We start from the raw sequence: 22,755 nt of genomic DNA on the forward strand, positions 1-22,755 counted from the left end.
CCGTTTACCGAAATTCCTATTGAGATATCCTGATCCTATGGGCATCTAATAAATTTTCAAGGCTTGTTAAGCCGTAACTGATTAAATCAACATAACTTTACAAATTTGAACATATTTTATCACATTCAGTCGTCTTCCTGTGCCGTTTTCCCCGTGATTCCCTCCGCCGCCCCAGCCACTCCGGCGATCCTTTAGCGCGTTTTTTACGATCACGGCCCACTCGTACCATAAAAAAATCCGGGGCCTCATAAGAGACCCCGGATGATTTTTGCATCACTGGCGGCTTATTTAGCGGCTGGTTGCTGCGCTTTTTCCAACTGGGCGAGATCCAAAGCAATATGGACGCTTTCATCCAGATAAGGGTCCGGCTCTTGATAATCTTTAGGTAAATCATCCAAAGACTTCAGCGGCTTTTTACCTTCGCGTTTGAAACGTTCATTCAAGCGCGCCAAACGGGTGGCGTCGTCTTCCTGATTCTCTTTCTCACGCTGCGCATAGTTAAGGGAAACATTGTTGCGTTTCGCTTTTAACGCCTTAAAGCGCACGATATCTTCCTGAATGCTCTTAAATTCAGGATCGACAGCGATACGGGCCGCATGATCTTTCAATAACGCTGGCTCGAAAGGTTTCAAATCATCAACCTTGGTGTAGGTTGCGGCGTTGATGCTATCCCACGGCAACGCGTTATCTTCAAAGCTTTCACCGGTTTCCGCCGGATCGACACCGGTTGGCATCACAATGTCTGGCACCACGCCTTTACGCTGGGTACTGCCACCGTCCACGCGATAGAATTTCTGAATGGTGTACTGTACCGAACCTAATGCAGGCCACTCTGGACGCAGCATTTGATCGTAAATCCGATTCAGAGAACGATATTGCTGCACCGTACCTTTACCGAAAGTCGGTTCACCGACAATCAGCGCACGACCATAATCCTGCATAGCTGCCGCAAAGATTTCAGACGCCGAGGCGCTATAACGATCCACCAGCACGACTAACGGGCCTTTGTAATACACAATGCCGTCGGCATCGCTGTCTTCACGCACTTTGCCGTTATTATCCCGCACCTGCACGACCGGGCCGCTTGGGATGAATAAGCCAGACAAAGAGACCGCTTCGGTCAAAGCGCCACCGCCGTTGCTGCGCAGATCGATAATAATACTGCTCACATTCTGCTTGGCCAGTTTTTGCAGCTGAACCTTCACGTCTTCGGTTAAACCGACATAGAAACCAGGAATATCCAACACTCCCACTTTCTCTTTGCCAATGGTTTTAACCGACATTTTAACCGCTCGGTCTTCCAGTCGGATGCGTTCGCGGGTCAGGGTGACGGTTTTCACTTTGGTTCCTTTGCCCGCAGGCAGGATTTCCAAACGCACTTTGGAGCCTTTCGGCCCTTTAATCAGCGCAACCACATCATCCAGACGCCAGCCAATCACATCGACCATAGGTTTACCGGTCTGACCGACGCCAACCACACGATCGCCGACGGTAATCGCCTTACTCTTGGCCGCTGGGCCACCGGGCACCATGGAGTTAATCAGGGTGTAATCATCATCCATTTGCAATACCGCGCCAATGCCTTCCAGAGACAAACTCATCTCAGTATTGAATTGCTCGGTGTTACGCGGAGACAAATAATTGGTATGCGGATCGATTTCATGAGCAAAAGCATTCATGATCAGCTGGAAAACGTCTTCGCTGTTGCTCTGCGTCAGGCGTTTAATGGCTGACTGGTAGCGTTTGGTCAACGTTTCTTTGATCTCTTTATCCGTTTTACCGGCTAATTTGAGATTAAGTTGATCATATTTGACCTTGGCGTCCCACAGCTTATTTAGCTCGGCTTCGCTAGTGGGCCACGGCGCCTTGGCGCGATCCAAATCGATGGTGTCATTGCCGGTAAAGTCCATTGGTCTTTCCAACACTGACAATGCGTATTGATAGCGCTCGAAACGACGTTTCTGCGCCAGGTTGAATAGCGCATAAGGCGTATCCAACTGACCGGATTTTAATTCATCATCCAGTGAATTCTTTTTATTGGCGAACTGTGCCACATCTGATGCCAGCAACAGGTTGTGACTGTAGTCCAACATATTGAGATAGCGATCAAATATCTTGGCGGAAAACTGATCGTCCAGCGCGAACTGACGATAATGAGAGCGAGTGAAGCGCGAAGCGACGCGCTCACTCACCGTCGAGTGCTGAGGCTCTTGACGCAGTTGAGGTAACTGATCGATACGATAAGTAGTCGTATCGCCAGCGTAACTCGCCCCCGCCAGTAACAAGCCTGCTAATGCTGTTAATCTGACAAATTTGTTCATGCCTAGGTTGGCCTCCGTATCAGAACTGCAAGTGTTCTGCGCGCACGATCATCGCCAGACCTGAAGATAGCTGCACCCGTACGCCATCTTTAGCGATTTCTAATACGGTTGCGTCCATCGCACTCTTGCCTGCTCTGACTTTGATTTCTTGACCAATTTGCAGTTTCGAGATATCTGTGACCGGCACAGGGCGTGGCTGGTTCTCTTCTGCCGCTGGGCGAGGAGCACGGGCCTGCTGTGGGCGATTTGGCTGACGAGGCTTACGAGCTTCCGGAGCAGCGCCTGCTTCACGACGTGGTGCAGGTTTTTTACCTGCCGGACGTGGGCGACGTGGCTCTGGGGTTTCACCCGCAGCAATGGCAGCTTCGCGTTTTTTAGCTTGTTGCTCAGCACGTTGTGCCTGAACACGGGCTTTCGCCTCTTCCAGCTGTTTGCGGGCATGTTCGACATGTTGCTCTTCCAGCACACCGCAAGGGTTGCCATCCAGATCAACACGCTCTGCTCCGACTTTGACCCCATAAAGATAACGCCAGCTTGAGGTGTATAGACGCAAGGCTGAACGCAATTGCGTTTTGCTTAAATTCTCTTCCCCCTGAACTCGCTCCACCAGATCCTGAAAAATGCCGATCTTTAATGGGCGTGCTTCGCCTTCGGCGGTGAAACAAAGCGGGAATCGCTCGGCCAAAAAGGCTATGACTTCTTTGCTACTGTTCAACTTAGGTTGATTTTCCATGAAATTTCCTGATTACAACGGGTTTGCCAACCAGCGCAGGCATGAACAGGCGTCATTATAATGACGCCTCCAGCAATTGCCACGTTATCCGTGTATCAACTTGCAGTCTGTGTGACATATTTCGCAACGTCACAGTGTTCAAGATGGGCGCAAAGCCCCGCCACGACTGACGTCAGCCCTTTTTCGTCTTCTTCATCGAAACGATCATAAACTGTGCTGTCAATATCCAAAACCCCGATGACAACGCCGTTTATCGCGATTGGCAGGACAATTTCGGCATTACTGGCGGCGTCACAGGCAATATGCCCGGGGAAAGCGTGGACATCCGCAACCCGCTGTACGCGATTTTCTGACACTGCCGTACCGCACACGCCTTTACCCACGGGAATACGTACACAGGCGATTTTCCCTTGGAACGGTCCCAATACCAGTTGATTGCCATCCATCAGGTAGAAACCGGCCCAGTTCAACCCGTCGAGGCGCTCATACAACAGCGCGCTGACATTGGAAAGTGTAGCGATAAAATTATGCTCACCAGCAATTAATGCTCTCATATCGCGTTTTAATTCCGCGTAGAATTCTTCTTTTTTCATGTCGTAACCATTAACAAACCTAAGAATAGCCAGAGGCAACCGGTGCTTAGCCTCTCTAAAGTAAGCATTAAATGTACATTGCCACAAGGCTAATCATCTTTAACTGAGTAAAAGAGTTCCCTACAATAGGGAATTGACTGATTTTCAGGGTTCACACAACGGGTTATGCTGTCACGTTCGAGAATAAAAACCGCGGCTCAGCCCCGTCGCACACTATATTTGATTTATAGCGTAATTTGATGCGCTGCGAATTTAATGTGCTCCAAATTATATACCTCGACTTTCTGTACCCTGGTTCGGCATTTACCCATATTGCTATTGGGCTTTTCATCACCGGCGGAGCCATCGATTAGATATTTATGAAGATAGAAGCGATTTACCGCCCTCTTTCCACCGCGCGAGAACAGCGCTGCTGCGAATGTGACGCCCTATTTACCCTGCCACCAATGCAAGGTAATCAGGCCGCCTATTGCCCACGCTGTTGCGCCAAGGTCGTCAGCGGCCGTGATTGGTCCCTGACTCGCCTAACCGCAATGGCCGTAGCAATGCTACTGTTGATGCCCTTTGCCTTTAGCGAACCCTTAATCAGCATTCGTCTGCTCGGCACCCATATCGATGCCAGTCTGTTGGAAGGCATCTGGCAGATGACCAAACAAGGCGACCCCTTAACCGCCAGCATGGTGGCTTTCTGTATTTTTGGCGCGCCGCTCACACTGACGCTTTCTCTCCTTTATCTGCGCATTGGTAGCCGTATCGGCATGAATTTGCGGCCGGTGTTACTGATGCTGGAGAGATTAAAAGAATGGGTGATGCTGGACATCTATCTGATCGGTATGGCTGTTGCCTGTATCAAAGTCAAAGAATATGCCGACATTTCCCCAGGGCTTGGGCTTACGGCCTATCTGGCGCTAACCTTATTAAGTATTCTGACGCTAATTCACCTGAATCTGGAGCAACTGTGGGAACGCTTTTACCCGCAGGAACAGCCGCCGGGGCCAAGGGAAACGCTGCGGGTTTGCCTCTCCTGCCACTATACCGGCCATCCTGACGCCAAGGGTCGCTGTCCGCGCTGCCACACGCCGCTGCGCCATCGCCGCCGCCACAGCCTGCAAAAAACCTGGGCTGCGTTGATTGCCTCTATGGTGCTGCTATTGCCCGCCAACCTGCTGCCAATCTCGATTGTTTACGCCAACGGCGTGCGTATGGAAGATACCATTTTCTCTGGCGTGATTTCTCTGGCCTCCTCCGGCAATATGCCGATCGCCGCCGTGGTATTTATTGCCAGCGTATTAGTTCCTTTTACTAAAGTTATCGTACTGATTACCTTGCTGCTGAGTATTCATTTGAAAACTCAGCACAGTTTGAAGACCCGTATGCGTTTGATGCGTGTCATTACCTGGATTGGCCGCTGGTCAATGCTGGATTTGTTCGTTATTGCGTTAATGATGTCGCTGATCAACAGAGATCAGCTACTTTCGTTCACTATGGGACCGGCTGCCTTTTACTTTGGGTCTGCGGTAATTTTGACTATTCTTGCCGTTGAATGGCTGGATAGCCGATTGATTTGGGATGCACATGCAACAGGAAACGCCGAATACGCCGACTGAGGCTCAGGTTAGGCACAAACGCCGAATTTCACCCTTCTGGCTGCTGCCTTTCATTGCTCTGCTGATTGCGGGCTGGCTGGTTTATACCAACTGGCAAGATCGCGGAGCTGAAGTCACAATCGATTTTCAATCTGCCGCCGGTATTGTCGCCGGTCGTACCCCTATTCGATATCAAGGGGTTGAAGTCGGCACGGTGCAATCCATCAGTCTGAGCAAAGACTTACGCAGCATTGTCGTGACTGCCAGTATTAAAAACGATTTGGAAGACTCGTTGCGAGAAGGGACCCAATTCTGGCTGGTTACCCCCAAAGCCTCTCTGGCCGGGGTTTCCGGGTTAGACGCACTGGTCGGTGGTAACTATATCGGTATGATGCCGGGCCACGGTAAACCGCAAACCCATTTCACCGCGTTAGATACTCAACCCAAATTCCGCCTGAATACCGGCGAGCTGATGATTCATTTGAACGCCAAAGATCTCGGCTCTCTCAATACCGGTTCTCTGGTGTACTACCGCAAAATTCCGGTAGGCAAAGTTTATGATTACAACATTGCGCCGGATAACAATGGTGTAATCATTGACGTGCTGATTGATCGCCGCTTCGCTCATCTGGTGAAAAATGACAGCCGATTCTGGAATGTCTCAGGTTTTAAAGGCGATTTTAGCCTGAGCGGCGCGTCAGTCCAGATGGAGAGTCTGGCGGCCTTGGTTAACGGCGCAATTGCCTTTGATTCACCGCAGCAAAGCCAGGATGCCAAAACCGATCAACAGTTCCAGTTGTACCCCGATTTGGCCCACAGTAACCGCGGCGTAGCCATAACCTTGGATTTACCCAATGGCAATAATCTGGCTGAAGGCCGTACCCCGCTGATTTATCAGGGATTACAGGTTGGTACATTGACCAAACTGGTATTGCAACCAGACAGTAAGGTCACCGGCGAACTGACCATCGATCCTTCGGTTGTCGATCTTATGCGTACCGGCAGCCGTATCGAAATGAACAGTCCACGTATCAGCCTCAATGATACCAAGCTGAGTGAATTATTGACCGGTAATACGCTAGAGCTGGTTCCCGGAGACGGAGAGCCGCAACAGCACTTTATCGTACTAGATAGCAACAAAAGCCTGTTACAGCAGCCGGATGTACTGAAGTTAACCCTCACCGCGCCGCAAAGCTACGGTATTGATGTCGGGCAACCTATTGTGCTGCACGGCATTAAAATCGGGCAGGTTATTACCCGCACGCTGGATGATTCCGGTATCACCTTTACCGCTGCCATTGAGGCCAAATATCGTCATTTGGTGCATAACGATAGCAAGTTCGTGGTTAACAGCCGTATCGACGTCAAAATCGGTATTGATGGCATCAATGTTCAGGGTGCCAGCGCACAAGAATGGTTTGACGGCGGTATTCAGCTGCTGGCCGGGGGTAAAGGTGAACCGAAAAGCCAATATCCGCTCTACAGCAGTCGCGAAAAGGCTGAAGACGGTATTCTGGGTAACCTGCCTGCGACGACCCTCACTCTAACGGCCAGCAGCTTGCCCGACGTGCAAACTGGCTCGGTAGTTCTGTACCGCAAGTTTCAGGTCGGCGAAATAGTCAATGTTCGCCCAAAAGCCAATGAGTTTGAGGTGGATGTTTATATTCAGCCGGAATACCGTAACCTGTTGAGCAGTAAAAGTATCTTCTGGGCTGAGGGCGGAGCAAAAGTACAGTTAAACGGCAGCGGACTCACCGTGCAAGCTTCGCCTTTGAACCGGGCACTCAAAGGCGCCATTAGCTTCGATAATCTCGACGGCGTAACCTTGGGCAAAGGCGTTAAACGCACCCTGTATGCCACAGAAACCGCCGCCCGCGCCGTGGGGAGCCAAATTACGCTACGCACTTACGATGCCAGCAAACTGGCGGCAGGTATGCCTATTCGTTATCTGGGAATCGATATTGGTCAGGTCGAATCGCTGAAATTGTCCGCCGAGCGCAACGAAGTTCTGGCCAAAGCGGTACTTTATCCAGAATACGTGGAGAGCTTTGCTCGCTTCGGCACCCGCTTCTCTATCGTTTCACCGGAAATTTCCGCCGCCGGCGTCAATAACCTGGACACCCTACTCCAGCCGTATATTAACGTGGAACCGGGGCGTGGGCAGGCATTGCGTAATTTCGAACTACAAACCGCTACCATTACTGATTCGCGCTATCTAGACGGTCTGAGCATCGTGCTGGATACTGCCGAAGCCGGTTCATTACAGATCGGCACGCCGGTCTTGTTCCGCGGAATGGAGGTCGGTACGGTCACCGGATTCAATCTTGGCGCGATGTCAGATCGAGTACAGGTTTCGCTGCGAATCAGTAAGAAATACCAACAGCTCGTTCGGCAAAACAGCGTGTTCTGGCTGGCTTCCGGCTATAACCTACAGTTTGGTCTAACCGGCGGCGTAGTGAAAAGCGGCACCTTCCAGCAATTTATTCGCGGCGGTATCGCCTTTGCAACGCCACCGACAACGCCATTGGCACCGAAGGCTTCGGTCAATCAGCATTTCTTGCTGAATACTGAAGAACCTAAAGATTGGCGCAATTGGGGTACAGCGATTCCTCGCTTCTAGCCTCTCTAAATAAGCTCGCCGGATAGGTCGTTTGTGGCCATCCGGCGTTTTTTTAAAGAATCCGATATGCTAAAAAAGAAGAAGAGGAAACCTGAGGTAAACAAGATTCGAGTCAGACTCCTTGATGATTATATGAAAGCCCTAGGGTGTCATTACGCATTCTAATTATGGCCTGGCCATATTTCTCTGCATATTGACCGAGTATTATTTTCTTGTCTTAACGCAGCAACAATCAATCTCTTTTTGGCATAAAATCCTAACCCTGTCAGCATAGACATTCGGTCAAACTCGTTTTTTATAGAAGAATCCATTACCAATTATTCATATTAAAACCTGACGAACACTTAAATTAGATGAATAGATTTAGCCTAAAACCGCTCAATATTTCCGATAACACATCAAAAGAATTAACTTTGTATATAACAAAAAATGATAACGTCACCTATTATTCGTAGCATGGACAGTCTGGTGTTTTACCTGGCATCATAAAAAATGAATAAAAATCAATGAACCACCGAGGTCCAAACGCAGAGATGAGTTCGCAGTAATTAATACAGATTTAGCCTATTCTGTAATAATGAATTAACCCATTAACGCCTAAATATTTAGTTTCCCTACCGAGGGTGCTGATAAATTTAAAGCTGACAAAACATTATTCTGAAAATTTACTTATGTTTCTACTTTGGTTAATGTTTTGTCATTATAAAATAGTGGATTAATTCAACACCAGCCGCTCAGATTACTCCTAATAAGCTGTATTCATTTTATGGCTGATATACAATCAGCAAGCCAGAATATGGTGACAGTTTTTCTTACTCAAGGAAGTCGTGCTCAAACAGGAGTGACATCATGCCAGATGATGAAAATAAAAATGAGTCTTTGACGATGACTCTACGCCAACAAATAAATAAGTTGCGCGATATTATCGAGAATAACTCAGACTGGATTTGGGAAATTGACGCTAATGCCCACTACACCTTTTCATCCTCTAAATGCCTAGAGTTCTTTGGCCGAGCGCCCCATGAAATTATCGGTAAATCATTATATGATTTTATGCCCAAGGATGAAGCACAGCGATTCATGGATGTTTTCAGCAAAATCAGCGCCGAGCGTCGCCCTTTTTCTGGTTTAAAAAATCGTAATCTCCGCATTGATGGTTCTGAAATCTTACTCGAAACCAGCGGAGTTCCGTTATTTGATGAGCACGGCGAATTCAAAGGTTATAGAGGTATAGATCGCGACTTGACAAATTTTCCTATCAACGCCCCACAGCGCTTATTTGAATTAGAATCTATCTATTCCAACGCTCCCGCCGGATTATGTTTTGTTGATACCACTCTGAGCTACGTCACCATTAACGATTATTTGGCGAATTTATTAGGTAAACACGCCAATGAAATTAACGGTCGAAAAGTGGTTGAGATCATGCCGAGCATTGTTCCTATTCTACGTCAGGCTCTACTGCGGGCTTATAATAACGAAAATATTCTGGACGCTGAATTTCAGATGCCCGGCGAGAAACACATTTTTTTTATTCGCATGAAAGCGGCTCGAGATACCCAAGGCCGGGTAACCGGATTATCCGTCGCCATGATAGATATCAGTTGCCTGAAACAAATGGAAGCCGCGCTGCGCAGTAGCAAAGAACATTACCGTAATATGGTGGAGCTGAACCCACAAATTCCCTGGACCGCGGCACCCGACGGCCGAATTACCGATATCAGCAGCCGATTTGAAAAAATAACCGGTTTTACTCGCAAACAGGCCTTGGAAGATGAATGGGTTAGAACCATTCATACAGAGGATCGGCATATCGCGCTGGTCAGTTGGGAGCATTCGCTGCGCACCGGCGAATCTCTCGATATTGAAATCCGTTTTTGCCACGTTGAAAAGGGCTGGAACTGGATGCGAATTCGCGCCACGCCAAGCCTGGATACTGACGGTAACGTTATTTGCTGGTATGGCACGGCGGAAGATGTTCATGAGCGTAAGCTGCTGGAGCTAAAGCTGGTTAAAGCCAATCGACGTCTGGAGATTCAGGCACGCACTGACTCATTAACCAAATTACCGAATAGACGGGAATTCAAGAAGGTTTTATCTCACGAATTTCTACGTGCCAAGCGTACAGATACGCCACTGGCATTATTGATGATCGATATTGATTATTTCAAAAACTTTAATGACCACTACGGCCACGTTTCTGGTGATGCCTGCCTGAGATTGGTTGCCCGCGCCTTAAGAAAATCACTAAAACGCAGTACGGATATTGTCGCTCGCTATGGAGGAGAAGAGTTTTCCGCAATTCTCCCCGATACCGACGAAGCTGGCGCAGCGTTGGTCGCTAAACATATTTTGGAATCCATTCGTATCATGGGTATTAAACATGCGGACAGCGAATTCCAGAAAGTGACAATCAGCATTGGTGCCAGTTTTTATCATCCATTAGTGCACTCACCCGACATCGATCAATCTCATCTGCTGTTAGCGGCGGATAAGGCACTGTATTTCTCGAAAAATAATGGGCGTAACCAATATAACATCCAGAAACTGGCCGAATAAAAACCCGTATTTTTCTACGTCTGCATTTGGCGCTTTTAATAACCTCGGCTATTCTCAATAATGCGGCCTTATCTGGTCACACCTCCTACCACCATAATCTCCAGGAGTTTCAATGAGAAAGTCAGTATTAAAAATAGGCAGTTTTGAGATTGATGATGCGCAAATATCCCCTCAGCAGACCAAAGGGGAAAATACGCTTAGTATTCCCTGCAAATCAGATCCAGATCTTTGCACGCAATTAGACGGTTGGGATGAGCACACCAGCGTTCCGGCGCTCTTGGATGGGAAACAAACGTTGTTGTATAAGAAACATTATGATCGGCATCAGGATGCCTGGGTAATGAGGATGACATAGTTGGTTAGCAAGAAAACCCGTCCGTCGAATAACACGAGGTGACAGACGGCGGGTTTTCCCTCAATATTTTTAACCCTTATCGGGCAGTATTCGTATCGAATCGTTAGATTATTTATTCCTGCCGAACAAGTCGTGTTTTCAGACTAAAATCAAAACGTCTCAATCACTTTAAATTTCATGCAGATCAATGTCATATCAGGTGAGAACATATCATAAGCCTCAAAGAAGCGCTGATGTTCTTTACGCCAATAGGCCAGAGTACGATCCCCTTCACCTTCGGCAAAAGCATGTGCTTCATCGACCTGATCGTAGGTTTTGAGATCCACTTCCGTCAGTTCAACGGCACAGGCCGGCACATTTTTTCCATTCACTACCACAAATACATCGCCCACCTGCGGTACGCCATCTCCATCTAAAGAGGCACAAGTGGCCGTTTTTACGCCTTGCAATACCAGCGCCAATAGCTCATCTGCGACGCTTTCAGTATCACCAAATGCCCAACGCTCAGCATTTTCATATTTTTGAGGAAGGCTAGTGGCCATGATTTTCCTTATTTCGAATTCTATTTCTTACATTATTGATACAACGCATATTACACTTTATCTCAAGCAATGCGCACAGAGTATATCTGCTCATCAGCATAGTTTTTCGTTACTATACTGACGTAAATGAACCAGATAGATAAGAGGAAAATGATGGTAACCAAAAGATTACATAAAAAGCACTGGAAAATGTTCCTGGTACTGTTATGCATTTGCCTGGCTCTGCTGCTATTACGCTGGGCAGCGATGGTATTTGGTTAACGTTTTTGATCGCTGGGCAAAAATAGGCTGCCGCACTTTAGACAAACCAACGCCTTATTTTTCTGCACTTTTTCTGTATCCTGCTGAGATGCCTTACCGCATTCAGGGCAAGTGACTTTAGTTTGAGCCTTGCTGATCAGTCTTCTGAAGCTATCGATCAATGACATAATCTTACCTCGTGGTTGTCTATGTCATGAAGTTACGTGAACCGCGCCAAAGAAACTGTGCCAACGCCGTCATTGGTTAAAATTTGTGCTTTATAAAGCAGTTTAGAGATCGTGCCAGCCCGAGAAGAGAGAACGGCGGTGAGTTACCGCTGCAACAGGAAGGTCTACTTTTCACCACGTGGCATGACAGGCATGCTCTACGCAGTGAAAAATCAGAGAGGAGTTAAGTATCAGAGCAGGATCAGTGATTCCACAGTTCCTGAATTAAACCTCTGACGCGAACCTTGGATGACCCAGCAACCAGGCTGATAACTCGCTTGGCACTCAACGCGGAAACTTCGGTATTCCATTCGTCAAATGAGTGATCGCTATAGCTATCATTGAATACTTTTTTGATCGAGGATTCAGCTTCTGACATCTCACTGAAACTCTTAGCATTTACTAAGCACTGAGCAATAATTGAGACTTTTTTCATGATTTATCCTTGATTATCGGCCGCATAGTGTAGCACAATCACTGCCCTCTTGATCACATGCTGGTTAAATTGTTTTTAAATTACACCAAGTGTCTGATAAATAGTCCAATTCAATCTAAACAATTCTCCATCAAAGCAATTTCTTCATTAGAAATATTGCTAATACTCGCCTCACTGTCATTAATCTTTCACTGACTGTTCATTTTTTGTTCACTTATCGCTCATATGATGTCACAGTCAGTATTCAGAGACGTTATCCGTTCAGGATAATGGAGGTGCAACATGACCAATAATCTCTTTTTATACCTGCTGTTCATCGTCTATGTGGCGGCAGCGGCAATCGATAACTCAACCGTTTTCTTTTTGCAATAAATCCGGCGGCCGACCGAAATCCATCGACCCCCGTTGATATCAGCAAGGTGCGTTAGAGCACCGACTTCCAAGCTGACTGCGGTAATAAATACACCGCCGCCTCCGCAGACTCCCCTGCACCAACAATATGCCCAATCCCCGCGGCCATCACAGCCAGTGTGACATCAAAAGCATTCAGGCTATCGCCATAACCCGCGGTCAAATTAAACATGGAACCATCGGCCAGCAGATACACAGTTTTCTCTCCAACCGAATAGGCGAAAACGTGCTGCATCGGCTCACTGCTCGGGTACTGTTTTAAGAAAGCGGTATCAATCTCTTCTGCAACGTGACCCACGTTGAGAATAAACACCCCATCTTTGGCATCAGCCAGACGAGCGCCGGAAAGTACATTTTTCGCACCGGTCGCGGTAGCAATCACGTCCGCTTCTTTGACAGCGTCAGCCAAATCAACAACCTGCCAGCCGTCATAACGCGCCTGTAAGGCTCTGGCAGGATCTATTTCTGCCACAGATACTTGACCACCATACGCTTTAGCCGATGCCGCCACGCCCTGCCCAACCAGACCATAGCCGATCACCACAACTTTTTTCTCATGCAAGGTTAGATGCGTAGTTTGGAAGAATGTATGCCAAGCCGTCAGCCCCACCATATGGCGGTTATGCAGCCCCTCTTTCACCGGCAAATCATCCCAGTTATAAATCGGATAACGCGGAGCCAGACCTTGTAAACGGCTAATACCAGAGCCCGTGGCTTCCAGGCCGGCTTTAATTTTAGGCCCATCAGGAGACTGATGCAGCCGAGTTGTTAAATCAGCGCCCATTTCGCATAAGTGTGTCGGTTGCCATGCCAGCGCCCGATCGAACGAAGCGGACCATTCTTCAGCGCTCATGTCTCGCCAGGCGTGAGCTTCTGCGCCTTGAGATACCAGATATTCCACCACATCATTTTGTACCGTCGTCGGGTTACAGGTTGTCAGATAAACCCGCGCCCCCTTTCTCAATAAACCGGCCACCAGCGGTGCCATTTTCAAATCCAGGTGCATGTTACAGGCCAGACGCACCTGGCTGAGATCCGGTAATGCCGCCACTGCGGCCAGCGTACGTGGCATATGGCGTTCAGCCCAAGTCAGTTCACCGTTGAAATTCTGGTACATTAACAGCCCCTTTCAGCAACAATAAATCTGCCCGTTCAGCCGTTATCCAGCCACAGTCGGTCAGTGAAGTCATTTTGTCTCGCTAGCCTGCTGTGCCGCGGCCTCGCTGAGCAGCACATCCATTTCGATCGTTCCCGGCGGTCGCAATGACCATACAGGGCCACGCAGCGCCTCGGCGTAGCCTGCCTGATAAAGTTTCTCCATCTTCACTGGATCAAAGATTTCGGCTCCATTGATATCAAGATTTGATGGAATAGTGATCCAATGAAAATCGGCTCCCTCGGCTAGGGAGAACGCATAAATACGGTATAAATCCCCGACCACCGTAGCTTTACTCGAAGAATCCAAAGTACGCATGGCAATATTCCGAACCAATCGAGGCGTAGGTTCAGGACGTGGCCCGAGCTGGCCGTTGTGGATTATATAAATATCTTCTTTGCTATTCGTAATACCGGCTCTGGCGCGCACAATTTTGCCGCTGAATACGCCGCCGTTATAAAACACTCTGGCTCCGACGCCGCCATCAACATGCATTTCGTCATAATGTTTACCCTTGGCCACCACGTCGAAAAAGACCGGAGCAAACGCCACCGGCACGGAGGACGATGCCAGCATTATCTTGCGAAATAGTATTAATGATTCCGGCGTGCCTTTTGTGGCGAGCAGCCCCATATTCCAGACAAAAAAGCGTTGAGAATCGAGATCCACCGTTCCGATATACAAACGACGACCATGACGATATTCCACCGCTATTTCACGCAATAATTGCGCAGTAATATGGCCATCAATTAGCTGTGACAGTGGGCTGGTATCCGCTAGGGCCTCACGGAAGAAAAGACGGAATAATAAGTTATCGAGATGAAATATATCTCGCGTCGTCGTCGTGGTATAAAAATCGTGTAACGCCTGATCGTGATCGCTGCCTAAAAATGCAAAAGGCGCAATTAACGCGCCAGTCGATACGCCAGTTACCACTTTAAACACTGGCCGCTTACCGGTCTTACTCCAGCCATTTAAAAAACCTGCGCCAAATGCGCCGTTAGGCCCACCGCCGGATAGCGCTAAATGCGGATAGACTCGCTGACCGTCAGGACGGAGGAATTGATCCGGTCGTTCATCTTTATAAGATTGCAATAAATCTGCTTCGAAGATCGGGCTGATATGACCAGCAGCCGCGCGAATATTTGGCATACCGGGAATTTCAGCTTCGTCCATTAATTCGACCGGCAAAGGGTTACGTGGTAATTGGCTACAGGCGCCCAGGAAAACGATCGCTAAGATTACGCTAACAAAACGTGCCGTTTTAATGCGATTGAACATTTTAATTTCCGCCTGACACGCTAGCCTGCTTTATCTATCAATATACTACTTTTTTCACCATGACAGAAAAGTCGTTTAGCGTGTTATCCACTGTTCTCACGTCACACGATACCAACAATGTTTACGTAATGGATAACCTACAGCAACGCCGGGGTGATCAAAATCGGGTTTCTGCCGCTCCAACCCTAAACGTTCCATCACGGTTTGAGAACGTAAATTAATTAACGCGGTAAAAGATACAATCTCCGGCAGCGCTAATTGTTCAGAATTCTCTCGCAGTACTTCCAAGCCGCTCTAGCGACCTGTTCTCTCACTTTTCAGCCTTGATTCTCATCGCCATAAAATTGCAGATACACTCTCAAAGAGCAAATCACCGATTGTAAGAGATAAAAATACCGATAAACAGTGCGTTAATTATCGCATAACGCCAGATAAATTCGATTTACACTACGCTTCCCGGCCCTTTTTCTGACTTAATAATTAACCGATTCGCCATGGAGCTTCAATGAGTTACGCACTAGCCCTTAAGACTTTCTTTGATCATCCCGATTTTAAACACAAACTACGACTAATTAGCGATATGGATATCACCGGTTGGGAAAACTGGTTACAAATAGAAATAGCATTATTCTTATGTCGCAACGAACATATTATAAGCTGGGGACGAGAGGTTCGTTTTGAAAACCCAGAGGGTCAGCGGATAGTGCCCGACTTCTTTTTAGTAAATTCGGACGACACCCTTTCATTGATCGAAGTTAAAATGAACAAAAATAAAGTAGCTTGTCTGACGCAGACAAAAAATGATCGAGCAAAAATCAACCTTTTCGGCCCGTCGGCTAGACTGATCTTATCCGGTATTGGAGGTGAGGCGTTTATCTCTCGAACCGGATTAAAAAACAACAGTGTGATCATTAAAGAATGTCTGCATGTCACTGCCTACCAAGTTACCCAAGACGGCAACCCAACCTACAGGGTTCAGGTATCCTGAATAATTAACAGGGAAATACAGCCTTAGATCTAAATGCAGGCTGCTACAGTTTCAATATTCGTCATCAGATAATTGCAGCTGACAGCCACGAAATACATCCTTCACTATTTCACGAATAGGTAGTGATCTCACGAATAGGTAGTGGCTTATTTGGACAGCGTTAACCACTGCTGAACTGAAGGGCGTTGCCATTGATAGGACACATAACGCTGTAAATTAGCCGGTACATCATCCCCATTCATCACTAAACGATTAAGCATCAAAGCTAAATCAGTATCGGCAATAGACCATTCTCCGTTCAAATTATCCTGTCCATCAGCCAGTAGCCAATTGGCGGCTGCGAATAGTTTATCCGCCGCGTTACTGGCAATAGTCGATAACGGCGGGCACTTCATCCCACCAAACAGCACTTCTGTGGGCCTTTCTAATCGTATGGATAATAAATCACTGCGTAACCACGCCTGAATCTCTCTGGTTTTAGCTCTTTGCTGCATCATGTTCGGGTATAGGGATTGATAAGCAGGGGCAGGAAAAGCTTCATCCAAATATTCAGTAATAGCCGACGATTCTGAAATTCGGAAGTCATCAATAATCAAAGTTGGTACACGGCGAGTGAAAGAGAGTTGGGCGTAACTCTGCTGCATATTTTCATTATCCGAAAGATTGATTTTTTTCAGCTCAAAAGGAAGTTGTTTTTCGGTTAAGGCAACAAAAACGGACATTACATACGGACTAAAAAAATCAGCGTCAGAATAAAGTGTAATCACAGGATTATCCATGGTCAGAAGTCATCGGGAATACGGCTTACATAACCTATTCACCTTAGACGCTGTTCCGATCATTGCAATAATTCCTATCACAAAACTTAGACTGACTCCCAACGGACTTTTCGACGCGTGCAGAAATGGAAATCTGTATTGTGCATATTTTGAACAGAAAAAAATACGAATGTACGTTTTCGTCCTGATTAAGGCTGGCGATCTAAAATCGGTGGGCGTAAAATCTTTGTTAATTATTTGCTGTGTCACCGTACGTTAACAAGGCTTTGGAATTACAATGTCATCTGCATGGATCGCTTTAAAAATGATCTACTGGGTTGGAATGGCCCTCTCCACGGTTATCACCCTGGTGACCAGCGTTGATCCCTCATGGAAAATCCGGATTTTTACTGCGCTTCTTATTGGTTTAACCTGGCCAATGAGCCTACCGGTAGTTTTGTTGTTTTTGCTATTTTAATTGACCTATTTTTAGGTTTTTACCTTGCGATAAAGACACCAAATAGCTTGTATTATTTTAAATAAACAAGAGTATTAGCACATTATCTCGATGGTACAAATGGAGTTCAACCTAAAAAGGAAAAGAGTTATTGTCTAAAAAATATTTCGATTGACGTCGGGATAGAATATGTCCGTAGATACGGAGGAATTGCAATATTTTTGTGGGCTAACAGGAGCAACCATAGTATTCCTATCCTATAATAGAATCATTCTTAATATACCTAAATAATTTCCACGCATCTGGCTTGAGTACATGTCTGAATCCAGCCCCCATAGAAAGAACTCTATCTCCGATAGAGTGGCAATTTTCCGCTATTTTTGTCTGACCTGGTTTTTCTACCGCATAGATATACGCGTTTTCTAATGGTGTAATAATAACCTCTTCCCACACGACTAAATAATGTGTATTTCCCCATGGATTTTCTGCTTCATGAACCTATCGTCGTCGGTTGGGTCATCCTCGCCGTAATCGGCTGACTGATTAATCGCCGTGATCTCGGTGGGATTACTCGGAGCGGGAATACCTAGCCGGAAACTGGGCACAGGATATGCAGAAAAAAACAGCCTATGAATCCAAACAACATCAAGCCCTCACCTTCAATAAATCCCGCAACCTAGTAGTGTACGCCGGTGACAGCATGTCTCGCTTCATCTGCCATGCGCGCTGTATGCCCTGCCCAGCAAACCAGATTTTCCCTTTGCCTGACTGGTTTATTCTGTCCAGCGTTGCCATGAGCTGTTCACTATTGGCTTTCGGCGAGTTTTCATCGAATAACCCGAGTTGTGCCACGCCCTGACCGTAGAAATCGCCCAGCATCACGCCCCCCTTTTGGTAGCGATGACCATCCTGCCAAATACTGTCCAGACAACGCGTGGCGGCGGTTATAATATCTCGGCTATCCTGCGTGGGCGTATAGAGTTGGGTGCTGGCCACGTTGCCATAGTAGGCTTCATTCACCGCAAAGGGGCTGGTTTTGATGAAAGCGGAGATACCTCGGCAATACTGATGTTCTCCCCGTAGCTTTTCAGCTGCGCGCACGGCGTAGCCACATATTGCCTCACGCATATCCTGATAGTCAGTTATTCGCTCGCCAAATGAACGGGAACAGACAATTTGCTGTTTGGTCGGTGCAAATTCTTCCAGCGCCAAGCAGGATTCGCCGCGCAGCTCGCGCACCGTTCGCTCAAGTACCACGCTGAAATGTTTGCGGGCTATCTGTGGGCTGGTATCGGCCAGTTGCAGCGCCGTTTTGATACCTAACAGATTGAGTTTCTTACCGATCCGCCGCCCTATTCCCCAGACATCTTCCACCGGTGTTATCGCCAGCAATTTGCGTTGCCTGAGCGGATCGGATAAATCCACCACGCCGCCGGTTTTGCTCCATTGTTTGGCCGCATGGTTCGCCAGTTTGGCCAGCGTTTTGGTCTGGGCAATGCCGACCCCCACGGTCAGTCCGGTCCATAACAATACCCGTGCCCGCACGTTACGACCAAACTGCTCCAGACTCATGCAGTTGCTTACGCCGCTGACATCCAGAAAGGCCTCATCAATACTGTAAATCTCAACCGATGGAGCCATATCTTCCAGCACAGTCATCACCCGGTTGGACATATCCGCGTAAAGCTCGTAATTACTGCTGAATACCGCCACATTGTGCCGCTCGAAAAGCTGTCGATGCTTAAAATATGGCCCACCCATTTTGATATCGAGAGCCTTCGCTTCCTGATTTCTGGCGATAATGCAGCCATCATTATTGCTGAGCACCACCACAGGCCGCCCGCGCAAATCTGGCCGGAATACGGCTTCGCAGGACGCATAGAACGAATTTACATCAGCCAGGGCAAACACCGGATGCCTCATTGATAACGAAACGGACAACGCCAAAAGTTTCCAAATCATCCCCGCCATCGTGCAGAACTATCGGCGGATAATCAGGATTCATCGCTTCTAACTGTACGACAGGCCGCAGGCACAGCCGCTTGACCGTGAATTCACCGGCAACAGAGGCAATGATAATATCGCCGTGGCTCGGGGAAATGCTGCGATCCACCACCAGCAGCGAACCGTCAAAAATCCCCGCCCCAATCATTGAATTACCGGTCACCCGGACAAAATAAGTCGCTGCCGGATGAGCAATACAAAGCTCATTCAGATCGATTGGCCTATCAACGTAATCCGCCGCCGGACTGGGAAAGCCAGCCGGGATCGTTGCATTAAACAACGGGATAGGAACAATTTCGCGCAGCGGCGAGAGGGAGTGAAAACGCATGATGAAAGCCCAGCAAACTGTATATGCATACAGCATAATTTATGAGTTATCGCTTGTGAAGGGCTGAGTCATGGCTTTTGGACGGTTTCTAGGAAAGGCATTGGTTCTTATCAGAAAATATTTTGGCAATGAATCAGGGCATTTATTTTTACTGATTAGTATTTAGTCTGCCCCCTTTTCTACTCTGGGTTAATTAGATTTGACCACCTGCTAAGTGCCAGAAGCGGTCATGACAAAATCCACAGTATGTTAATTAATAGTGAGGCCGGTCACCGTTGAGCATTGAATGTGAGCCACGCTGCGGGAAAGCCATAAAGTGCCCTTCGTCGCGGCCGCTCCGCTTTCTGTTATTCCCTGAAACGGGGCGCGAACAATTCAAAATTTCCTCAATGAAGATCTGATCGACCAAATGATTATTACGCGCTTTCCCATCTTACTTGGAGGAGGCAGGCCACATGCGCGATGCCTTGATCAAGTAATTTTATCCCTCTAGGGTAAGACATTAAATTTTTATAAATGTCTTTTAGCAGTCAGAAATACATTTATACCCTTGGACTAAAAGTCCGCTTCACGCCCTGAGACATCCAACAAGCTTTTTATGGCCTAAGTAAAGGCGAGCGTCGCGCTTCAAGTGCCAGCAAAAGCTTCGCTTCGTCGTAGCGGGTTCTGGTCTTCCACCCGATTACCTGAATATCTTCTGTACATCCCTATAAATCACAGTAAATATTGAATCAGTAAAAAATGGTCACGGATATATTAACCAGTAAGGAAAAGAGCCATGCAAGTACCCACGCTGGAAACAGAGCGTTTACTGTTAAAGCCAATAGTTGCTGAGGATGCATCACAAATTCAAGAACGCTTTCCACGCTGGGAAATTGTCCGTTATATGGTGGCATCGGTTCCCTGGCCCTATCCTGACGATGGTGCAGCGCACTATGTTAATAACGTCGCGCTGCCAGCTATGGCAAAAGGAGTCGCCTGGGTTTGGACCATACGGCACCGGGATAATCCTGACAATTTAATAGGTGTTATCTGCCTAGATGATGAAGAAGATAATAATCGTGGCTTTTGGCTGGTTCCTGAATATCAGGGGCGCGGATTAATGCGCGAAGCCAGTCTTGCGGCGACAGATTACTGGTTTAACACTTTGAACAGGGCAGTATTGCGTGCTCCAAAAGCAACTAAAAATCTCCGTTCTCAGAGCATTTCAGTCAGCAGCGGTATGCGCCTAATCAAAACGGAAAAGAAACAGTTCGTCAGCGGCCTTCTGGACTCAGAGTTGTGGGAAATGACTCGTGATGAGTGGAATGCCCATCACTCAAGCTAATAGGCCAGGATGTCCGCTTGAGTGAAAGCGGAAGTGGGTGACATCGTGTTATGTTGAAATTGAGCTCGGTTCATGAGGTGCGCGGATCACGCAATGAGAGAACTGAAGGGTAAATTAAATGGCTGGAGTAAAATTATGACATATGATTTGATTGCACTTTCTGCAATTGGCTTGGCTATCCTTCTGGGTGCAATGAGCCCGGGAGCCAGTTTTCTGCTCGTTGCGCGAACAGCCATGTCCAGTTCGAGACGTGCGGCATTAGCGGTGGCCGTGGGGATGGGCTTTGGTGCGCTTGTCTTTGCGGTCATTGCGTTAGCGGGCCTTCATACCCTGCTGACTCTGGTTCCGTCACTTTATACGAGCCTGAAGATTGCCGGTGGTTGTTATCTTTTGTGGCTGGCGCTGAAAATGTTTCGTCGTCCTTCCGGCAGAATTACCCATTCAGTAGGCACAGAGGATGTCAGCATATCAAAAGCTTTTACTACTGGCGTATTTACCCAAATCAGCAACCCCCATACCGCTCTGGTATTTGCCAGTATTTTTTCCGCAGCGCTTACCACTAATATTCAGCCTGCCATGTATATTATCCTGCCTTTAATGGCGTTCATTATTGATGTGCTCTGGTATGCACTTGTTTCATGCTTATTATCAACCGACCGACCACGTCAGGCTTACATTAGATACCGCAAGTTTATAGATAAATTAAGCGGAGGATTCATGGCATTTCTGGGGGTACGGTTACTGTTAAAGTGATTAAGTCGATGACAATCTATGTTGCGGATGCGAAGAGTTAAGACCTGCTCTTCGCTCTTAGCCAACTATCAAGTTTGAAAATATCTTACGACATGGCACTGCCCAGCTTGCGTATCGACTAATCCACTTTATGGTGGCGTCACAAAACGTCATTCCCCCTGTTCGGCTGCTGGAATATATTTGTAAATCGTCTTTGGTGATACTTCCAGCACTAACGGGACCTGATTTAATGTAGCGCTTTGGGCAAAGTACGGTGGTAGACGAATACCCACCACCTTTACCTACTTTACTTTAAGTTAAAGCTATTTGGGTGATTATCAAGACTCCCCGTCAGTGCCGCGAATAAGATGGTTTTTCCATCAATAGACAACTCATCTGGAATACTCAGCCACTGCAGCTTTTGGTTTGTTTCCATCTCGTCAGTGGTAGAAAATACACCTGCTAATCTTTTTGATTCAGGAGAATAGAGCACAGCGATACGTTGTGAAGCACAATCATGGGGCTTACATGAAGTCATTACCACATATTTATTCCCACCGATCTCAACGTTGTAGCCAGGGGAATACGTGCCGCCTTCTGTGACCCACTTAGGCAACTTTTGTTTCCCAATCATCTTTTTAAACTCTGTCTTTATATCTGGATTCATCATCAGTTTGCTATAAGTTAATTCATCTTGTGCATACGCGGATGTGGCAAAACCTGAGAATGTTAGAAATAAGGCAATAAATGATTTCTTCATAAACTAATTCCCTTTACTTATTATTGAGTTACAGTGAGATTATCCATCCCGATATCGTACGCTTACGGGAGGTAAAACCTGGCAAATGAAATAGCAGACAGATGTTCTCATTGTCAATGGTTCACCCCTAAAATCTGGTGCCTGGAATTGTGCTCTGTCGCATCAGTGACATGAAATTGGCAAAAGTTTCGTTATCGGTTATTGAGTGTTCCGCGGGTGATAATCCCTCACTTTGCAGGTTCTGTATTGCCCTTTTCGTATCCTATGTATCAGTTCAATCCCGGCCAGGATTATCTTTGCCCGTCGAAATAAGCTGCATCCCAACATGTAATGGTCAACGG

Annotated in this window: 23 protein-coding genes and 2 pseudogenes; 10 read left to right on the forward strand and 15 right to left on the reverse strand. The window is 47.2% G+C overall.

The genetic code is table 11. The annotated features are described in order from the left end of the window. Positions 1 to 284: 284 nt before the first annotated feature. The 3 genes from prc to ACQ4OC_RS04620 form a co-directional block, all read right to left on the reverse strand. The gene (gene prc / locus ACQ4OC_RS04610) at positions 285 to 2,321 is read right to left on the reverse strand and encodes a carboxy terminal-processing peptidase (protein ID WP_120806805.1); all 2,037 of its coding nucleotides are present in this window, start codon (positions 2,319 to 2,321) and stop codon (positions 285 to 287) included. A gap of 19 nt (positions 2,322 to 2,340) precedes the next feature. Then, entirely contained in the window at positions 2,341 to 3,054 is a 714-nt protein-coding gene (gene proQ, locus ACQ4OC_RS04615) for an RNA chaperone ProQ (protein ID WP_064518052.1), read from the reverse strand. 95 nt (positions 3,055 to 3,149) lie between these two features. Then, positions 3,150 to 3,647, reverse strand: coding sequence for a GAF domain-containing protein (locus ACQ4OC_RS04620; RefSeq protein WP_430970972.1), 498 nt, complete (start codon positions 3,645 to 3,647; stop codon positions 3,150 to 3,152). Positions 3,648 to 4,006: 359 nt separating this feature from the next. On the opposite strand from ACQ4OC_RS04620, the gene yebS reads away from it, so the two are divergent. The 4 genes from yebS (at position 4,007) to ACQ4OC_RS04640 (ending at position 10,767) form a co-directional block, all read left to right on the forward strand. Further along, positions 4,007 to 5,254, forward strand: coding sequence for a membrane integrity lipid transport subunit YebS (gene yebS / locus ACQ4OC_RS04625; RefSeq protein WP_120806803.1), 1,248 nt, complete (start codon positions 4,007 to 4,009; stop codon positions 5,252 to 5,254). Further along, positions 5,223 to 7,853 (forward strand): PqiB family protein, encoded by a 2,631-nt coding sequence (locus tag ACQ4OC_RS04630; protein WP_064518046.1) that lies wholly within the window; start codon positions 5,223 to 5,225, stop codon positions 7,851 to 7,853. The genes yebS and ACQ4OC_RS04630 overlap by 32 nt, the downstream gene beginning before the upstream one ends. A gap of 849 nt (positions 7,854 to 8,702) precedes the next feature. Then, positions 8,703 to 10,412 carry a sensor domain-containing diguanylate cyclase gene (locus ACQ4OC_RS04635; RefSeq protein ID WP_430970973.1) on the forward strand — a complete coding sequence of 570 codons (1,710 nt, stop codon included), beginning with the start codon at positions 8,703 to 8,705 and terminating at the stop codon, positions 10,410 to 10,412. Between the two features lie 112 nt (positions 10,413 to 10,524). Further along, the gene (locus tag ACQ4OC_RS04640; protein WP_120806802.1) at positions 10,525 to 10,767 is read left to right on the forward strand and encodes a DUF1480 family protein; all 243 of its coding nucleotides are present in this window, start codon (positions 10,525 to 10,527) and stop codon (positions 10,765 to 10,767) included. 149 nt (positions 10,768 to 10,916) lie between these two features. Here the strand turns inward: ACQ4OC_RS04640 and ACQ4OC_RS04645 are convergent, their stop codons facing one another. Next, on the reverse strand, positions 10,917 to 11,309 hold the full coding sequence (locus tag ACQ4OC_RS04645; RefSeq protein WP_064518040.1) for an ASCH domain-containing protein: 393 nt from the start codon (positions 11,307 to 11,309) through the stop codon (positions 10,917 to 10,919). A gap of 153 nt (positions 11,310 to 11,462) precedes the next feature. Between ACQ4OC_RS04645 and yniD the strand changes: the two genes are divergently transcribed. Then, positions 11,463 to 11,570 carry a small membrane protein YniD gene (gene yniD, locus ACQ4OC_RS04650; protein WP_235601050.1) on the forward strand — a complete coding sequence of 36 codons (108 nt, stop codon included), beginning with the start codon at positions 11,463 to 11,465 and terminating at the stop codon, positions 11,568 to 11,570. Here the strand turns inward: yniD and ACQ4OC_RS04655 are convergent. The 5 genes from ACQ4OC_RS04655 to ACQ4OC_RS04675 form a co-directional block, all read right to left on the reverse strand. Continuing rightward, positions 11,567 to 11,737 carry a YnfU family zinc-binding protein gene (locus tag ACQ4OC_RS04655; protein WP_167349943.1) on the reverse strand — a complete coding sequence of 57 codons (171 nt, stop codon included), beginning with the start codon at positions 11,735 to 11,737 and terminating at the stop codon, positions 11,567 to 11,569. The two genes, yniD and ACQ4OC_RS04655, sit on opposite strands and share 4 nt — an antisense overlap. A gap of 241 nt (positions 11,738 to 11,978) precedes the next feature. Then, entirely contained in the window at positions 11,979 to 12,212 is a 234-nt protein-coding gene (locus tag ACQ4OC_RS04660) for a hypothetical protein (protein ID WP_049600573.1), read from the reverse strand. A 424-nt stretch (positions 12,213 to 12,636) separates the two neighbouring features. Beyond that, a complete protein-coding gene (locus ACQ4OC_RS04665) occupies positions 12,637 to 13,740 on the reverse strand; it encodes an adenosylhomocysteinase (protein ID WP_120806801.1) in 1,104 nt (367 codons plus the stop codon). A gap of 69 nt (positions 13,741 to 13,809) precedes the next feature. Further along, positions 13,810 to 15,060 (reverse strand): patatin-like phospholipase family protein, encoded by a 1,251-nt coding sequence (locus tag ACQ4OC_RS04670; RefSeq protein ID WP_120806800.1) that lies wholly within the window; start codon positions 15,058 to 15,060, stop codon positions 13,810 to 13,812. Positions 15,061 to 15,156: 96 nt separating this feature from the next. Further along, on the reverse strand, positions 15,157 to 15,348 hold the full coding sequence (locus tag ACQ4OC_RS04675) for a hypothetical protein (RefSeq protein ID WP_064518036.1): 192 nt from the start codon (positions 15,346 to 15,348) through the stop codon (positions 15,157 to 15,159). Between the two features lie 217 nt (positions 15,349 to 15,565). On the opposite strand from ACQ4OC_RS04675, the gene ACQ4OC_RS04680 reads away from it, so the two are divergent. Further along, entirely contained in the window at positions 15,566 to 16,048 is a 483-nt protein-coding gene (locus ACQ4OC_RS04680) for a hypothetical protein (protein ID WP_120806799.1), read from the forward strand. A gap of 146 nt (positions 16,049 to 16,194) precedes the next feature. On the opposite strand, the gene yfcF is transcribed toward ACQ4OC_RS04680, so the two are convergent. Next, positions 16,195 to 16,827 carry a glutathione transferase gene (yfcF, locus tag ACQ4OC_RS04685; protein ID WP_064518031.1) on the reverse strand — a complete coding sequence of 211 codons (633 nt, stop codon included), beginning with the start codon at positions 16,825 to 16,827 and terminating at the stop codon, positions 16,195 to 16,197. A gap of 277 nt (positions 16,828 to 17,104) precedes the next feature. Here yfcF and ACQ4OC_RS04690 point away from each other — a divergent pair, with 277 nt between their 5' ends. Next, positions 17,105 to 17,284: a GhoT/OrtT family toxin gene (locus tag ACQ4OC_RS04690; protein ID WP_064518027.1), complete on the forward strand. Its 180-nt coding sequence runs from the start codon at positions 17,105 to 17,107 to the stop codon at positions 17,282 to 17,284. A 231-nt stretch (positions 17,285 to 17,515) separates the two neighbouring features. Here the strand turns inward: ACQ4OC_RS04690 and ACQ4OC_RS04695 are convergent. From ACQ4OC_RS04695 to umuD, 3 genes and pseudogenes are all read right to left on the reverse strand, one after another. Continuing rightward, positions 17,516 to 17,737: pseudogene (locus ACQ4OC_RS04695) on the reverse strand (DUF4225 domain-containing protein); the annotation flags it as partial. A gap of 171 nt (positions 17,738 to 17,908) precedes the next feature. Next, complete coding sequence (locus ACQ4OC_RS04700) at positions 17,909 to 19,174, reverse strand: Y-family DNA polymerase (RefSeq protein WP_120806796.1); 1,266 nt, start codon at positions 19,172 to 19,174, stop codon at positions 17,909 to 17,911. Beyond that, positions 19,158 to 19,595 (reverse strand): translesion error-prone DNA polymerase V autoproteolytic subunit, encoded by a 438-nt coding sequence (gene umuD, locus ACQ4OC_RS04705; protein ID WP_064518020.1) that lies wholly within the window; start codon positions 19,593 to 19,595, stop codon positions 19,158 to 19,160. The genes ACQ4OC_RS04700 and umuD overlap by 17 nt, the downstream gene beginning before the upstream one ends. 373 nt (positions 19,596 to 19,968) lie before the next feature. Between umuD and ACQ4OC_RS04710 the strand changes: the two genes are divergently transcribed. The 3 genes from ACQ4OC_RS04710 (at position 19,969) to ACQ4OC_RS04720 (ending at position 21,675) form a co-directional block, all read left to right on the forward strand. Further along, positions 19,969 to 20,088, forward strand: coding sequence for a hypothetical protein (locus ACQ4OC_RS04710; RefSeq protein WP_256966719.1), 120 nt, complete (start codon positions 19,969 to 19,971; stop codon positions 20,086 to 20,088). A 285-nt stretch (positions 20,089 to 20,373) separates the two neighbouring features. Further along, the gene (locus tag ACQ4OC_RS04715; protein ID WP_064518018.1) at positions 20,374 to 20,922 is read left to right on the forward strand and encodes a GNAT family N-acetyltransferase; all 549 of its coding nucleotides are present in this window, start codon (positions 20,374 to 20,376) and stop codon (positions 20,920 to 20,922) included. Between the two features lie 135 nt (positions 20,923 to 21,057). Continuing rightward, a complete protein-coding gene (locus ACQ4OC_RS04720; RefSeq protein WP_120806814.1) occupies positions 21,058 to 21,675 on the forward strand; it encodes a LysE family translocator in 618 nt (205 codons plus the stop codon). Positions 21,676 to 21,961: 286 nt separating this feature from the next. On the opposite strand, the gene ivy is transcribed toward ACQ4OC_RS04720, so the two are convergent. Continuing rightward, positions 21,962 to 22,414 (reverse strand): Ivy family C-type lysozyme inhibitor, encoded by a 453-nt coding sequence (gene ivy / locus ACQ4OC_RS04725; RefSeq protein WP_064518016.1) that lies wholly within the window; start codon positions 22,412 to 22,414, stop codon positions 21,962 to 21,964. Positions 22,415 to 22,541: 127 nt separating this feature from the next. Next, positions 22,542 to 22,755: pseudogene (locus ACQ4OC_RS04730) on the reverse strand (hypothetical protein); the annotation flags it as partial.

Origin of the sequence: Yersinia sp. J1 (assembly GCF_050586585.1) — a bacterium.
Taxonomy (GTDB): Bacteria; Pseudomonadota; Gammaproteobacteria; order Enterobacterales; family Enterobacteriaceae; genus Yersinia; species Yersinia entomophaga.

Coding starts and splice junctions, on each gene's coding strand:
- prc (WP_120806805.1), bottom strand. CDS start 2,321: ATGAACAAATTTGTCAGATTAACAGCATTAGCAGGCTTGTTACTGGCG.
- proQ (WP_064518052.1), bottom strand. CDS start 3,054: ATGGAAAATCAACCTAAGTTGAACAGTAGCAAAGAAGTCATAGCCTTT.
- ACQ4OC_RS04620 (WP_430970972.1), bottom strand. CDS start 3,647: ATGAAAAAAGAAGAATTCTACGCGGAATTAAAACGCGATATGAGAGCA.
- yebS (WP_120806803.1), top strand. CDS start 4,007: ATGAAGATAGAAGCGATTTACCGCCCTCTTTCCACCGCGCGAGAACAG.
- ACQ4OC_RS04630 (WP_064518046.1), top strand. CDS start 5,223: ATGCAACAGGAAACGCCGAATACGCCGACTGAGGCTCAGGTTAGGCAC.
- ACQ4OC_RS04635 (WP_430970973.1), top strand. CDS start 8,703: ATGCCAGATGATGAAAATAAAAATGAGTCTTTGACGATGACTCTACGC.
- ACQ4OC_RS04640 (WP_120806802.1), top strand. CDS start 10,525: ATGAGAAAGTCAGTATTAAAAATAGGCAGTTTTGAGATTGATGATGCG.
- ACQ4OC_RS04645 (WP_064518040.1), bottom strand. CDS start 11,309: ATGGCCACTAGCCTTCCTCAAAAATATGAAAATGCTGAGCGTTGGGCA.
- yniD (WP_235601050.1), top strand. CDS start 11,463: ATGGTAACCAAAAGATTACATAAAAAGCACTGGAAAATGTTCCTGGTA.
- ACQ4OC_RS04655 (WP_167349943.1), bottom strand. CDS start 11,737: ATGTCATTGATCGATAGCTTCAGAAGACTGATCAGCAAGGCTCAAACT.
- ACQ4OC_RS04660 (WP_049600573.1), bottom strand. CDS start 12,212: ATGAAAAAAGTCTCAATTATTGCTCAGTGCTTAGTAAATGCTAAGAGT.
- ACQ4OC_RS04665 (WP_120806801.1), bottom strand. CDS start 13,740: ATGTACCAGAATTTCAACGGTGAACTGACTTGGGCTGAACGCCATATG.
- ACQ4OC_RS04670 (WP_120806800.1), bottom strand. CDS start 15,060: ATGTTCAATCGCATTAAAACGGCACGTTTTGTTAGCGTAATCTTAGCG.
- ACQ4OC_RS04680 (WP_120806799.1), top strand. CDS start 15,566: ATGAGTTACGCACTAGCCCTTAAGACTTTCTTTGATCATCCCGATTTT.
- yfcF (WP_064518031.1), bottom strand. CDS start 16,827: ATGGATAATCCTGTGATTACACTTTATTCTGACGCTGATTTTTTTAGT.
- ACQ4OC_RS04690 (WP_064518027.1), top strand. CDS start 17,105: ATGTCATCTGCATGGATCGCTTTAAAAATGATCTACTGGGTTGGAATG.
- umuD (WP_064518020.1), bottom strand. CDS start 19,595: ATGCGTTTTCACTCCCTCTCGCCGCTGCGCGAAATTGTTCCTATCCCG.
- ACQ4OC_RS04715 (WP_064518018.1), top strand. CDS start 20,374: ATGCAAGTACCCACGCTGGAAACAGAGCGTTTACTGTTAAAGCCAATA.
- ACQ4OC_RS04720 (WP_120806814.1), top strand. CDS start 21,058: ATGACATATGATTTGATTGCACTTTCTGCAATTGGCTTGGCTATCCTT.
- ivy (WP_064518016.1), bottom strand. CDS start 22,414: ATGAAGAAATCATTTATTGCCTTATTTCTAACATTCTCAGGTTTTGCC.